The sequence below is a fragment of the Candidatus Propionivibrio aalborgensis genome, from assembly GCF_900089945.1.
Classification (GTDB): domain Bacteria; phylum Pseudomonadota; class Gammaproteobacteria; order Burkholderiales; family Rhodocyclaceae; genus Propionivibrio; species Propionivibrio aalborgensis.
In genome coordinates this window covers 1-12,649 of the sequence record NZ_FLQY01000359.1, presented here as the reverse complement: position 1 = coordinate 12,649, position 12,649 = coordinate 1, and the positions used below count along the sequence as shown (strand labels likewise).

The 12,649-nt window shown below is 56.7% G+C and carries 14 protein-coding genes; 6 read left to right on the top strand and 8 right to left on the bottom strand.

Annotation, left to right across the window (positions count from 1 at the left end):
- Window positions 1-66: 66 nt before the first annotated feature.
- On the bottom strand, window positions 67-489 hold the full coding sequence (locus PROAA_RS15305; RefSeq protein WP_186412174.1) for a ProQ/FINO family protein: 423 nt from the start codon (window positions 487-489) through the stop codon (window positions 67-69).
- 236 nt (window positions 490-725) lie between these two features.
- Here PROAA_RS15305 and PROAA_RS15300 point away from each other — a divergent pair, with 236 nt between their 5' ends.
- Window positions 726-1,211, top strand: a complete 486-nt coding sequence (locus tag PROAA_RS15300) for a phasin family protein (RefSeq protein WP_186412173.1) — start codon at window positions 726-728, stop codon at window positions 1,209-1,211.
- Between the two features lie 201 nt (window positions 1,212-1,412).
- A complete protein-coding gene (locus PROAA_RS15295) occupies window positions 1,413-1,949 on the top strand; it encodes a hypothetical protein (RefSeq protein WP_186412172.1) in 537 nt (178 codons plus the stop codon).
- Window positions 1,950-1,981: 32 nt separating this feature from the next.
- Here PROAA_RS15295 and PROAA_RS15290 read toward each other — a convergent pair whose 3' ends face one another.
- From PROAA_RS15290 to PROAA_RS15280, 3 genes are read right to left on the bottom strand one after another with little or no spacing between them, the layout of a single operon-like run.
- Window positions 1,982-2,260, bottom strand: a complete 279-nt coding sequence (locus tag PROAA_RS15290; protein ID WP_186412171.1) for a polyhydroxyalkanoic acid system family protein — start codon at window positions 2,258-2,260, stop codon at window positions 1,982-1,984.
- An 18-nt stretch (window positions 2,261-2,278) separates the two neighbouring features.
- The gene (gene rsgA, locus PROAA_RS15285; protein ID WP_186412170.1) at window positions 2,279-3,142 is read right to left on the bottom strand and encodes a ribosome small subunit-dependent GTPase A; all 864 of its coding nucleotides are present in this window, start codon (window positions 3,140-3,142) and stop codon (window positions 2,279-2,281) included.
- A gap of 22 nt (window positions 3,143-3,164) precedes the next feature.
- Window positions 3,165-4,403, bottom strand: coding sequence for a M48 family metallopeptidase (locus tag PROAA_RS15280; protein WP_186412175.1), 1,239 nt, complete (start codon window positions 4,401-4,403; stop codon window positions 3,165-3,167).
- Between the two features lie 44 nt (window positions 4,404-4,447).
- Here PROAA_RS15280 and orn point away from each other — a divergent pair, with 44 nt between their 5' ends.
- On the top strand, window positions 4,448-4,993 hold the full coding sequence (gene orn / locus PROAA_RS15275; protein ID WP_186412169.1) for an oligoribonuclease: 546 nt from the start codon (window positions 4,448-4,450) through the stop codon (window positions 4,991-4,993).
- Between the two features lie 87 nt (window positions 4,994-5,080).
- On the opposite strand, the gene PROAA_RS15270 is transcribed toward orn, so the two are convergent.
- The 4 genes from PROAA_RS15270 to trxA form a co-directional block, all read right to left on the bottom strand.
- Window positions 5,081-6,724 carry an ArnT family glycosyltransferase gene (locus PROAA_RS15270; RefSeq protein WP_186412168.1) on the bottom strand — a complete coding sequence of 548 codons (1,644 nt, stop codon included), beginning with the start codon at window positions 6,722-6,724 and terminating at the stop codon, window positions 5,081-5,083.
- 96 nt (window positions 6,725-6,820) lie between these two features.
- The gene (gene rpmE, locus PROAA_RS15265; protein WP_186412167.1) at window positions 6,821-7,036 is read right to left on the bottom strand and encodes a 50S ribosomal protein L31; all 216 of its coding nucleotides are present in this window, start codon (window positions 7,034-7,036) and stop codon (window positions 6,821-6,823) included.
- A gap of 173 nt (window positions 7,037-7,209) precedes the next feature.
- Window positions 7,210-8,466: a transcription termination factor Rho gene (gene rho / locus PROAA_RS15260; protein ID WP_186412166.1), complete on the bottom strand. Its 1,257-nt coding sequence runs from the start codon at window positions 8,464-8,466 to the stop codon at window positions 7,210-7,212.
- Between the two features lie 222 nt (window positions 8,467-8,688).
- Window positions 8,689-9,015 carry a thioredoxin TrxA gene (gene trxA, locus PROAA_RS15255; RefSeq protein WP_186412165.1) on the bottom strand — a complete coding sequence of 109 codons (327 nt, stop codon included), beginning with the start codon at window positions 9,013-9,015 and terminating at the stop codon, window positions 8,689-8,691.
- A 155-nt stretch (window positions 9,016-9,170) separates the two neighbouring features.
- Between trxA and fdxA the strand changes: the two genes are divergently transcribed.
- The 3 genes from fdxA to PROAA_RS15240 all read left to right on the top strand — a co-directional run.
- Window positions 9,171-9,494 carry a ferredoxin FdxA gene (gene fdxA, locus PROAA_RS15250; protein ID WP_186412164.1) on the top strand — a complete coding sequence of 108 codons (324 nt, stop codon included), beginning with the start codon at window positions 9,171-9,173 and terminating at the stop codon, window positions 9,492-9,494.
- Window positions 9,495-9,530: 36 nt separating this feature from the next.
- Window positions 9,531-12,371, top strand: a complete 2,841-nt coding sequence (locus PROAA_RS15245; RefSeq protein WP_186412163.1) for a PD-(D/E)XK nuclease family protein — start codon at window positions 9,531-9,533, stop codon at window positions 12,369-12,371.
- A gap of 53 nt (window positions 12,372-12,424) precedes the next feature.
- Window positions 12,425-12,649 (top strand): UvrD-helicase domain-containing protein (locus tag PROAA_RS15240; protein WP_186412162.1); only part of this gene is annotated, 225 nt, incomplete at its 3' end.

Sequence of the window (12,649 nt, the reverse complement as noted above, 5' to 3'; positions counted from 1 at the left end):
CGATCCTTGAACACTACGAAGATGCTGTCTCGAACACTACGGGGAGTTTTTCAACAGAATCGGGCGCTACCTGTCCTTGCCGAATTTATCAAGTAATTGGCCCAACTTCTCTGAACGCTTCCGCGCCGTCGCTTCGGCCTCTCGCTGCATTCTGCGCCGTTCAGCATCCTTCCTGAAGCGTTCGCGGAGGACTTCTGCTGCATGGCCACGGTGAGTTTCCGTGATTTCATCAGCAGAATTGCCGTCAAGGTCGATGCGATGCGTTGCTTTCTCGATTGTCTTGAGATAGCGGAGCGAATTGGTATGCATTCTAAGAGCAGTACGAAGGGCCCGTCGATCAAGTTCGGGTAGCCGTACGAGGAGTTGCTTGTCAATGCCAATAGCAAGCGGTGAGAAATCGCGGAAAACAGGGAAACGCTCCTGCAAGGTCTTGAGTAAGGTGCGCGGAGAATCCTGTCTTGGACTCTCGTCGGGGATGGGTGTATTCATAACTCAATTCGCTCAGTTCTTGTCGGTTTGTTCATTTATCGCCAGCTTACCATTGCGTCATGCGTCTTCGGAAGTGCGAAACCTGGGCGCAGAGAAATGTGATAGAAATACAGGTGTTGTGTTTTTCTCGAAACCGTCGGTTCAGCCGCTGGGCCGGGTGTTTAGAAGCCTGCTATGGCAGGGAGTGGCTAGGCGTAGTGCTTGACGTCATTGTTGCGGTCATCCAGGAGAATGAAATGGGTAAGAAACTGAAAGCATTGGCAGGGAATTTTACCGATAACCAGTTCGCACACACTGTCAAAGGCTCGGCGCAGCAAATCTGGCTTGCCGGTCTCGGCGCTTTTGCCAAAGCCCAAGAGGAGGGCGGCAAAGTATTTGATGTGCTGGTCAACGAAGGCAAAACCGTCCAGACTCGGACACGAAAGATGACGGATGAGAAGCTTGCGAGTGTTGCCGGGAAGGCGGCCGGTACGTGGGATCGCCTTGAGCAAGCATTCGAAGACCGTGTTGCACGCTCTCTCGGGAGCCTTGGCGTGCCGAGCAAGAAGGATCTCGACAAGCTATCCAAGCGCGTTGAAGATCTGACCGTCGTTGTGCAGAGCCTCAAAGGTGCCAAGGGGGCTCCGAAGGCGACAGGCAAGACTACGACGAAGCCTATCGCCAGGAAACCAGCAATCAAAAAGCCCGTCGCCAAGCCAGCAGCGCCGAAGACTGCAGCGTGAGTCATTCCGGCGGGTGTTGAATCATATCGCGGCTCAGTGTCTGGAGCCGGTTCGTTGCACGGGTGCGCGATGGGACTCCCTGGGAGCTTGGACAGATCTGCGCGGATTGCCAAAGTGTTTCCTTTGGGATACGTTATGCGCGAGTGTGATCCTGTATTTGATCATCATCGCTTGCCAAACGGATAGTCAAAGGACAACACCGTGACACCGCACAGTGAAGAGCCGGAAATTGCCGCAGAGCCACCAGTCGCCAAATCGAATATTTCCCTTGTCGTCGTTCTGTCCACGTCACTCGGCATTTTGCTGACGGTATTGGCGGCGGGTGCGTATCTGCATTTCCAGAAGAGCAGTGCTATGGAATCCGAACTTGCTGCGGCAAATGACGTACTCAAGGAAAAGAACCTGCTGCTTGACGAAATGAAGGCGCAGATCGAAGTGCTTTCCAAACAGGTCCATGTCCTGAAAGAGCATTCGGTCGCTCGTTCGCATACAGTGCGTGAAAATGACAAGAACGCGGAGAGCGCTGACCCCGCAGCAGGTTCCGTGGAAGATGCATCGAAGTCGCCCGGTGAGAAGGGAAAGACCGTGTCTCCCGAAACACCTGACGCACAGTCAGCCAAGAAAAAGAAACCGGAAGCGGAGAACTGCGAACTGGTTGGTAAATCCCCTGAAGAGCAAGCCGCGACGCTGCGGCGTTGCGTAGGCATGATGGACGCGCCCAAGGGGGCGCTGCGTTAACGCTGAAGTCAATTCAATTCTGTCGGCTTGGCTCAGGCTTGGAAGTTCTCGTCAAGGAATCGGTGCACTTCACGTTCGATTCTTGGTCTGAGCGCTGAGAGAAAAAGGCCGAGACGAATTGTCAGGATGACATTTTGCTTGTCGAGTGTGAGTTCACCCGATACGCCGGGACGCTTGAATTGCATGACTTCACCATCCCACACGTACTCGAGGTCGAACTCTTTCTTGAGCTGCAAGGCCATGTTCTCGGCTGCGGCGCGGGCATCGGATTCGCTCTTTCCGTGTTTGCGCTGGAAAGTAATGACACTCATGATGAGATTCCTGTAGGGTCAGCCGACTTCAGCACACAGAGTGCGGAAAGCCGCATAGCGGCGCGGGTCAATTTCGCCGCGCCTGACAGCAGAATGCACTGCACAATCCGGCTCGCGGCCATGGTGGCAGTTGCGGAAACGACATTGACCTTGAAGTGAGCGGAGTTCCAGAAACCCATGCTCGATGGCGTTTTTCGAGAGGTGGCGCAAGCCAAACTCTTGCAGTCCGGGAGAGTCGATAAGCGCGGAGTGGGTATCGAAGCGATAGAGCGTGGCGTGTGTCGTGGTGTGTTTGCCGGCTTTTAGCGCTGTGGAGATCTCGCGTGTCGGGGCATTGGCATCATGCAGCAGCGCGTTGGTCAGCGTTGACTTGCCCATGCCGGACTGACCGACGAGTACACTTGTCTGACCTGATAGGTATGGGCGTAGCGCCTCGGCGTCGGAGCGAGCCGAAAGCCTGAGTACCGGGTAGCCTATCTTTTCGAATGGCGCCAATGCCATGCTGGTTAGTGCTATACGGTCACTCAGGTCACATTTGTTGAAAACGATCAGTGTCTTCATGTCCTGGCTTTCCGCGGCAACTATGCATCGCGATATCAGTTCGTCGGAATATGGGGGCTCGGTAGCGACGACGATGATGATTTGCGTCACGTTTGCGGCGATCAGTTTCTGCCGGAACTCGTTCGAGCGATAAAGCAGCGTACTGCGTGGCAGAATCGAGTCAATTACACCCTGGGTATCACTGCTGCGTTGAACGTGGACCAGATCACCGCAAGCCAGTTCACTTCTCTTGCCGCGGGGGAAGCAGAGCAGCGTTTCACCTGTTGTAAGCTCAACCAGATATTGACGCCCATGGGCGGAGACGATGGTACCTTCGATCATCAAAATGCTAATCGTGCCGAACTCAGCATCCGTTCAGGCGCGCGATGCGCAGCGATGCGGGCGGGTGCGAATCGTAGAACAGAGAGTGCAGCGGGTCGGGCGTAAGTGTCGCCGCATTGTCTTCATAGAGCTTGACGAGAGCTTCGATCAGACCATCAGCCGAGGCATGTTCGGCGGCGTAGCGATCCGCTTCGAACTCATGGCGACGCGAGATCAGGCTGGTCAGCGGTGTCAGCAGGAAAGTGAAGACCGGCGTTACCATAAAGAAGAGAATCAGCGCCAGGACGGTGTCCTTCGCTGATACCCCGAGTCCGCTAAAGAACCAATCCGCGTCAATCAGCTGGCCGAGTGCGGCGAGAAAGGCCAGCGACAAGGCAAAGATCAGGACAATGCGTTTGATTACGTGACGATGTCTGAAATGCCCAAGTTCGTGCGCCAGAACAGCTTCCATTTCGACCGGTTGCAGTCGGCCAAGCAGGGTGTCGAAGAAAACGATGCGCTTGGTTTTTCCAAAGCCGGTGAAGTAGGCGTTGCCATGGTTTGAGCGCCGGGAACCATCCATGACAAACAGGCCGGAAGTGGCAAAACCGCAACGCTGGAGGAGGGCTTCGATACGCGCTTTGAGCGGTGCATCATCCAGTGGCGTGAACTTGTTGAACAATGGTGCGATCCAGGTCGGATAGATGAAGAGAATAAGTAGATTGAAAACGCACCAGAATAGCCAGACATAGAGCCACCAGAAGCTGCCTCTTTGCGCCATCAGCCATAGAACGGCCACCAGTACCGGCGTGCCGATGGCAATGCCAAGTGCGGTTTGTTTGAGAAGATCGGCGATGAATAACTTGAGAGTCATGCGGTTGAAGCCAAATTTCTCTTCGATGACGAATTGCGAGTACACGGACAAGGGAAGATCGACAAGGCCCGATACGAACATGACGCTGAAAATCATTGCTATGCCATAGGCCAGCCCGGAAAGCCTGACAGACCAGAAATCATGAAGTGCCTGCAACCCACCCCCAAACGTGAACGCCAGAAGAAGACCGGTTTCAACGGCAAGCGTCAGAATTCCGAAGCGCGTTCGTTGGGCCGTGTAGTCTGCCGCCTTCTGATGCGCTGAAAGCTCGACACGCTCAGAAAACTGTTTGGGCACCTTGCACCGGCGAGCGAGAACGTAGGAAATCTGACGGTAAGCCAGGTACAGGCGAAGCACGATCGTCAGGGAAAGTGCGGTGAGAAAGGCCAACGAGAAATTATTGATCATCAAGCTGTGACAGAATGCCGGTTTGAAGAGTTCGGACAGATTATATGGCACAGGACGCAAATCACCTTGTTTGGCTGGATATGGAAATGACCGGCCTTGATCCGGAGAACGAGCGCATCATCGAACTGGCGATGATCGTTACCGACAGCGAACTGCTTACCCTTGCTGAATCGCCGGTATGGGTCGTTCATCAGTCCGATGCTCAGCTTGCAGCCATGGACGAGTGGAACAAGAAGACGCATGGCCGCTCCGGTCTGATCGAAAAGGTCAAGGCCTCTGCGCTTGACGAGGCGATGGTCGAGGCGCAGGCGCTTGCGTTCCTGCAGGAGCATGTACCCAAGGGCGCCAGCCCGATGTGCGGCAATTCGATCGGACAGGATCGCCGCTTCATGGTGCGCTACATGCCGCTGATGGAAGCGTGGTTTCATTACCGTAACATTGATGTCAGCACGCTCAAGGAGCTGTGCCGGCGCTGGAAGCCAGAGCTTGCCAAGGGATTCGTAAAGAAATCCAATCACACGGCGCTTGCCGATATACGTGAATCAATTGAAGAGATGAAATACTACCGCGAGCATTTCATCAAGCTGTGATGAAGGGGAGTGAGGCGAGTGTTAGAGGCACATTACACTGCTTTCAGGACGCTTGACCGGGACGGCGGGTAGCTCGACCGCCATCGTTCACTTGGCCGCACGTCGATAGAGGTGGAACCAGTCGTTTTCACTGCGATCGCCATGCCGTCTGCCTTCCCATATCTCGTGCCAGTTCGCCGACAGAGCGGAAGTCAGATCACGCGCTTCGCCCTGAACCAGCAGCCAATGACATTTTTTGCCAGCGGCATCTTTCAGCGAAACGGTTCGGATACCGTCAAAGTAATCCAGCGAAGCAAGTATTGAATCCGGAAGGTTGGCGTTGGCAATGCAATCAAATTTCTCCGGCAGTTTTTTGGCCAGAGAGGCAGAGAGCGGACGGTAAGATTTTCCATAGTCGATCCAAGGCATCCAGAGTGCCACAATAAGTAGCCAGAACACTGTCAGGCCTGCCATCCAGTGCATGATGCCGCGCATCGGCGAGCGTGGACTGGTGATGATCAGCCAGAACCATATCATCGTTGCAAGCATCGAGACCGATACCGCCATGAGGCTGAAGTGGCCGACGAAACCGGGTTCCAGTCGAACGGCCTGGCGAGCCAGTTGCCGAGGCCAGCCGAAGACCATTGCGCTCCAGACGATCCAGACGACGGTCATTAAGAAAGTAAAGGTCATCATGCCGAACCAGTCGAAAGCATTCGCCGCACCGCGCCGTAGCGTGGCAACGCCAGGAACGGCCAGCAATACGAGCGGTGGCAGTAGCAATAGTGCCGCAGAGCTGCGAACCTCTACGCTCAAACCTAGAATGAGCAGTACCGATAAGAAAGAGAATATTGGTAATGCCATTGGCCTACTGCGGAGAATGCGACGCTTTGACCACAATGCCCATGCCGCCAGCGGTAGCGCAGGCCAGGCGTACCAGAGCAGCAAGTTCAGGTAGCGAAGCGTGTTCGAAAAGAACGATACGGACTTGGTCAAGGAATCCAATTCGCTCTGCAAGAAGATCGAGAAGAAATAGGGCGAAGCCATTCGCAGGGGCAGCAACCACAAAGCGGAGAGGAAAAGCGCCAGGGCGATGGCAATGGTCACGAGCAATGCGCAAATTCTCCTGGTTCCCGATTGCCACAAGGTATACATGGTGACGGGCAACAGAGTTAGCACAGGGAGCAGACCGTTGGCCAGAAAACCAAGGGCGATGGCTGCACCAAAGGCCAGGGTTGCAAGAGCGGGGCGTCGTGGGAGCAGGGTCAGCGCCCAGTAAGCTGCCGTGTGAGCGGTGAGCGCGGCGAGCATAGGTTGCGCTTCGTGTGCGTGGAACAGGAATCCTATGCTTCCGGCAAGAATCAATGGGGCGGCGGCCGCGTTTTCGCGACCATGCAGTTCGCGAGCAGCGAGAAGGATGAACTCAAGCGCCAACAGGGTGAATATTCCGCTGCTTAGGCGCGCCGCGTCGTGTAGCGGCATCAGCCAGGAAAAGAGATGGGCGGTGATCGCCGACGTCCAGTAATAGAGCGGAGCGTCCGGGTAAGGGTTTCCTGCGAGCTGCGGAATCAGCCAGTTTCCGTTGACGACCATATCGTAGGCGACACCGATCGAGACTGCATCGTCGTGCTTCCACGGATCATGGCCGATCAGGCCGGTAAAAATGTAGGTTGCCAGCAGGATGGCCAACACCCAGCCGCTGGGCGGAAGGGTAATCCCCTTGAAGCGTGGATGTTCCGGTAGAAATGGCATGGCCAGGTTATGGTTATTGGATATCTGTTGGGCTAAATGAAAAAGGCAGCCGTGCGGCTGCCTTTTCGCTGAGTCCGCATGAACTCTTGGTTAGATTCAGGCTGGCTTGTGCATTGCGCCATACTTTCTATTGAACTTCTCGACGCGGCCTGCAGTATCGATGATCTTCTGCTTGCCGGTATAGAACGGATGGCAGGAAGAGCATACTTCAACGTGAAGCGCCTTCTTCATCGTCGACTGGGTCTTGAACACGCTGCCGCAGGAGCAGGTGACTTCGATTTCGTTGTAGTCGGGGTGGATATCGGATTTCATCTTGAGAAATTCCTGTAAGTCAAATCTAGCCGGGTCGAGGAAACTACGCGCACATCGCGCCTAGTGAATCGCGCCTGACATTTCGCGTTTGCTGCTTCGGGACCGGCTCCGGAGAACGGCGCATTATCCTTGATTCTTCGTGAATTTGCAATCAGGAAGGGGGTAGGAAGGGGTTAGCGGCGCATTGAGTCGAAGAATTCCCCATTGTTTTTCGTTGCCTTGATCTTGTCGAGAAGGAATTCCATCGCCTCCAGATCATCCATGTTGTAGAGCAGCTTGCGTAGTACCCACATCTTTTGCAGAACGTCGGGCATCAGCAGAAGTTCTTCACGGCGGGTGCCGGAACGATTGACGTTGATCGCCGGGTATACACGCTTCTCCGCCATTCGGCGATCCAGGTGGATCTCCAGGTTGCCGGTACCCTTGAACTCTTCGTAGATCACGTCGTCCATGCGGCTACCCGTATCGATCAGTGCGGTGGCGATGATGGTCAGCGAGCCGCCCTCCTCGATATTGCGCGCGGCACCGAAGAAGCGCTTGGGCTTCTGCAGGGCGTTTGCATCGACACCGCCGGTCAGTACCTTGCCCGAAGCGGGTTGCACCGTATTGTAGGCGCGGGCCAGACGGGTGATCGAATCAAGAAGGATGACAACATCCTTCTTATGCTCGACCAGACGTTTAGCTTTTTCAATGACCATTTCGGCAACCTGAACGTGGCGAGTCGCCGGTTCGTCAAAGGTTGAGGCGACCACCTCGCCGCGCACCGAGCGCGTCATTTCGGTCACTTCTTCAGGGCGTTCGTCGATCAGCAGAACGATGACCGTCACGTCGGGATGATTGGTTGTAATGGCGTGCGCGATATGCTGCATCATGACGGTCTTGCCGCTTTTCGGGCTCGATACCAGCAGGCCCCGCTGGCCTTTGCCGATCGGCGCGATGATGTCGATGATGCGACTGGTCGTGTTTTCTTCGCCACGAATATCGCGTTCGAGCTTCATATGCTCGGTCGGATGCAAGGGCGTGAGATTCTCAAAAAGGATCTTGTTTTTTGAAGCCTCCGGAGCCTCGCCGTTGATCTTGTCGACTTTTACCAGCGCAAAATAGCGTTCGCCATCCTTGGGCGTGCGGATCTCACCCTCTATCGTATCGCCCGTATGCAAGTTGAAACGGCGTATCTGGCTCGGACTTACATAAATGTCATCCGTGCTGGCTAGGTACGAGGTGTCGGGGGAGCGCAGGAATCCGAAACCATCCTGCAGGGTCTCCATGGTGCCGTCGCCGAAAATTGTTTCTCCCTTTTTTGCTTGATTCTTGAGCAACGCAAAAATCAGCTCGTGCTTTCGAAGTCGATTGGCGCCTTCGATCGTGTTGGTGACGGCCATGTCGAGTAACTGGCTTACATGTAGGGCTTTGAGTTCGGATAGGTGCATGAGCAGACAATTGAAAATTGGGAGGGCATGATGCGCTATCACGAATGATGCGCGTGCGGGGGGGCTTTGGGTATCGGCGGGGGTGTTACGATCAGGTGCGACGGGGCTGTTGCCGAGCTACAAAAATCGACTGGAGATCGAGCTTGAAGGTTCTATGCGGACCGTATTATTTCTGTTCTCAGGCGCCGCACCTTTTGAACCTTCGGGCAGAGGGTATCGATTTTACAGATGGCTGTCAATGAAAGTGCAGAGTTGCGATTTGGACAGTGCGCCAACCTTGGTGGCCTCGATGTTTCCGTTCTTGAACAGCATCAGGGTGGGAATGCCGCGCACACCGTAACTAGCCGGGGTATTCTGGTTGTCGTCGATGTTCAGTTTTGCAACCTTCAGGCGACCCGAGTACTGATCAGAGATTTCGTCGAGGATCGGGGCAATCATTTTGCATGGGCCGCACCATTCTGCCCAGTAGTCGACCAGTACGGGTTGCTGCGCCTGCAGAACTTCGGCTGCAAAGGTGTCATCGGTGACGTGATGGATGTGTTCGCTCATCATAAAGCCTTTTTGGTAACGGAGATTTGGGGAAGGTGCCTGCCTGGGCGCGAGACACGGTAGATGGGGCTATCCTAGCTAAAAACAAGCGGCAAGGGAAGCGGACAGGCAAATACGCTATAATTTTTGCGCGCTAACTTTGAAGAGCAGGAAATATGACTTACGTTGTGACTGAAAACTGTATCAAGTGTAAATACACGGACTGCGTGGATGTTTGCCCAGTCGACTGCTTTCACGAAGGCCCCAATTTTCTGACGATCGATCCGGAGGAGTGCATTGATTGCACGCTATGCGTGGCCGAGTGCCCGGCCGAGGCCATTTTTGCCGAGGAAGACGTGCCGGAGGACCAGCACAAGTTCATCGCTCTGAACGCCGAGTTGGCCAAGAACTGGCCGGTCATCTCCGAACGTCGCGAGCCGCCGGCCGACGCCGACGATTGGAACGGTACGCCGGACAAGCTCGAGTACCTCGAACGCTGAGCCAGTACTTCCGGTATTTCTTTCTTACCGGTTCCGATGCAGCAGGCTGTTGAGCGGCTGACCTCGACAGCCTTGCCCATCTCCGAGGGATTCCTCGATACTGTCGCTGTCGCCATGCTCGGCTGTTGCGGCGTGCTGATCGAGTCTGGCGATCTTTCGCCGGTACGAGTCCTGGCGCCCTCGTTGCCAATCGCGTCCGAGCTGCGCACCGCCATGCTGCGAGCGGCTCCAAAGCCACTGCTTCTGCCGCGCTTCGACACACTGACGCACTGGGTCAACTCCACTCCCTTCGCCACGATTCCTGAGCCGTTGCCGGATAGCGAGCGCGTCGTGCTGCTGCATGAAGCTCTGCGCGGGCGCGGCTGGTTTGACGAGGCGGCACTATGGGGTATTGCGTTGGAGATGGCCGGACTTTTCGACGAGTTGTCGGCAGCCACCGTAACTCTGCCGGATGATGGAAGCAAACTGGCCGAACAGCTTGAACGCGCCTATTCGCTTCGTGTTTCGGTTCCATTGGCTTTCGAAGCGCGCGTCGTGCATGAACTCTGGTGTGCGCTGGCGGCTGCCGGGCAGCCCGATTCCTCGGCCGCTTACGGCTTGCGCCTGGCCGCGCTGATCAAACAGGTCGAGCAGGTCGACGCACGGACGTGTCGACTATTGGTGCTACTTGACGCCGCACCGGAGGAGTCGCTTGCGCCGGCCGAGCTCGATTTCTTCCTACGCTATGGGCATGTACACTCCCTGTCCATGTTTCATCCGGCGCCGCGCTTCGCATGCACTTCGCCTCTGATGGCAACGCTTGCCGCAGCTTGGCCGGAGGCTCCCGCTTTGCTTACGCAAAAAGCCACCCCACTATTCGAGCGTGCCGCCGAGCTGGCGTGCATGCAATCGGAGAGTCCACTGGCAGAGCGCTTGCAACTTGTTCCGGCCAGAGGCCGGGAGCTGGAGGCACAGGCGGCGGTAGCGCAAATCGGCGCATGGCTGAGTGCCGGATTGCGCCGTATTGTCCTGATAGCCCAGGATCGTCTGACGGCGCGGCGAGTCCGTGCGCTCCTTGAACGCGAGGGAGTGCTAGTCAGCGACGAAACTGGCTGGAAGCTTTCCACCTCCCGAGCTGCGGCAGGCGTGGATGCACTGATCGAAACGGCTGCCAGCGGCGCCTACTATCGCGACCTGCTTGACCTATGCAAATCGCCATTCATCTTTGGCGACTGCGATGAAAGGGCGCGCAAGGCAGCAGTCTTCACGCTCGAATCGGCGGTTCGCTCGGCCTCGATCAGGTCCGGGCTGTCGCGATTCCGGAATTGCCTGATTGGATTCGATGAGGAACACGCAGCGGCGAAGGCTCTTGGGCTGACCCTGCTTGATCGTATCGAAGCGGCGACGACCCTGTTGATCTCGCGCCCGGCTCCGCTGGCGCGCTGGATCACCCGCCTGCTCAAGGCGCTTGATGCGCTGGGTGCGCTCGATCCACTGCGCAAGGATGCGGCGGGCAAGACGCTGCTCGATCTGCTCGAAATACGACGCACTGAACTGGAAGGCAGTCCGGCGCTGTTTGCCTTTGCTGCGTGGCGCGACTGGCTTAACCGCGAAATCGAATCGGCCAACTTCCGCGATGGATCGATCATCAGTCCGATCGTACTCACCCCGCTCAATGCGGTGTGCATGCGTCGCTTTGAGGCTGCAGTGTTGCTAGGCGGCGATTCACGCCAACTGGCTCCGTCCGTCAGCAGTAAGTTCTTCAATCAGTCCGTCCGGAGGGAACTCGGGTTGCAGACCCGCGAGGATGCCGAGCGCAAATTGCGGCGCGATCTCGAAATGCTGCTGGCAACCGTGCCGCGTGTAACGGTGACCTGGCAGTCGGAACAGGACGGCGAAGCCAATCTGCTGGCTCCGGAGTTCGCACTGCTCTCGACCCTGCATCAGCTTGCCTGGCAGGACGACCTGCATCGGCAGGCTTTGTCGGCCCGTGGCGACCCCGTGCCGGAAAGTGAAACGGCGCCTCGGATCACGAAGATGGCGGCGCCCGTCGCACTACCCGAACTCATTCCGCGTCGCGTTTCAGTGAGCGGCTATGCCAACCTCGTCGCCTGCCCGTACCGCTTCTTTGCCCGTCATGTGCTCGGCTTGGGCGAGATGGACGAAGTCAGCGAGGAAATGCTCAAGAGTGACTACGGTGCATTGGTGCATCGCGTGCTGGAGCGCTTTCACGAGCGACATCCGGTGCTGTCTGATCTCGCCGAGGATGAGGCGCTGTCTGCCTTGCAGGACTGCGTGAACGACGTCTTCGCGCCGGCCGTCGCAGACAATTTTCTGGCGACGGGTTGGCGACTGCGCTGGGAAAAGCGTCTGCTGGCCTATCTCGATTGGCAGCGCGAACAAGAGTCACTTGGCTGGCGCTGGTCGCAGGCCGAAATGCGTGTCAGCCGGATGTTTTCGCTGAACGACGGCGACTGCGCTGCTGGGGATGTCGAGCTGTACGGTCGCATCGACAGAATCGACCGAAGAGTTGGTAACGGCGGAGGCGTCTCGCTGCTCGACTACAAGACGCAAACGGCCAAGCTTATCCGCGACCGACTGAACGACGACGTGCAACTGGCGGCCTATGCGTTGTTGCACGGTGATGCGGAACAAGCCGCCTATGTCGCGCTTGACGATGAACGTGTTGTGGCAGTGTCGGCGGTGGCTGCAGCAGGCGGAGATGAGAAGGGCGCCTTGATGGCTGCGGCCGAGGCACAGGGCCGGCGCCTGCAACAGTCATTCGGTGCGCTATACGCTGGAGCAAAGCTGCCGGCGCACGGTGCCGATAGCGCTTGCCAGTGGTGCGAGATGAGCGGATTGTGCCGACGGGATTTCGTTCAAATAATGAAATCATGAAATCGGCAGACCTCGACAAGTCATGATGCATACATTGCGTGTTCCGAAAGACCATGCGTGATTCGTACGATTCCCTGATCCTGCGCGCGCTCGATCCGTCGCGTAGCGTCGTTGTCGAAGCCTGTGCCGGCAGCGGCAAGACCTGGCTGCTGGCTTCGCGCATCGTTCGGTTGCTGCTGGCGGGCGTCTCACCCGGCGAGATTCTGGCGATCACTTTTACGCGCAAGGCCGCACGGGAGATCGAGGAACGCGTCGTGGACTGGTTGCACCTGCTGGCC

Coding starts and splice junctions, on each gene's coding strand:
- PROAA_RS15305 (WP_186412174.1), bottom strand. CDS start 489: ATGAATACACCCATCCCCGACGAGAGTCCAAGACAGGATTCTCCGCGC.
- PROAA_RS15300 (WP_186412173.1), top strand. CDS start 726: ATGGGTAAGAAACTGAAAGCATTGGCAGGGAATTTTACCGATAACCAG.
- PROAA_RS15290 (WP_186412171.1), bottom strand. CDS start 2,260: ATGAGTGTCATTACTTTCCAGCGCAAACACGGAAAGAGCGAATCCGAT.
- rsgA (WP_186412170.1), bottom strand. CDS start 3,142: ATGATCGAAGGTACCATCGTCTCCGCCCATGGGCGTCAATATCTGGTT.
- PROAA_RS15280 (WP_186412175.1), bottom strand. CDS start 4,403: ATGATCAATAATTTCTCGTTGGCCTTTCTCACCGCACTTTCCCTGACG.
- orn (WP_186412169.1), top strand. CDS start 4,448: ATGGCACAGGACGCAAATCACCTTGTTTGGCTGGATATGGAAATGACC.
- PROAA_RS15270 (WP_186412168.1), bottom strand. CDS start 6,724: ATGCCATTTCTACCGGAACATCCACGCTTCAAGGGGATTACCCTTCCG.
- rpmE (WP_186412167.1), bottom strand. CDS start 7,036: ATGAAATCCGATATCCACCCCGACTACAACGAAATCGAAGTCACCTGC.
- rho (WP_186412166.1), bottom strand. CDS start 8,466: ATGCACCTATCCGAACTCAAAGCCCTACATGTAAGCCAGTTACTCGAC.
- trxA (WP_186412165.1), bottom strand. CDS start 9,015: ATGAGCGAACACATCCATCACGTCACCGATGACACCTTTGCAGCCGAA.
- fdxA (WP_186412164.1), top strand. CDS start 9,171: ATGACTTACGTTGTGACTGAAAACTGTATCAAGTGTAAATACACGGAC.
- PROAA_RS15245 (WP_186412163.1), top strand. CDS start 9,531: ATGCAGCAGGCTGTTGAGCGGCTGACCTCGACAGCCTTGCCCATCTCC.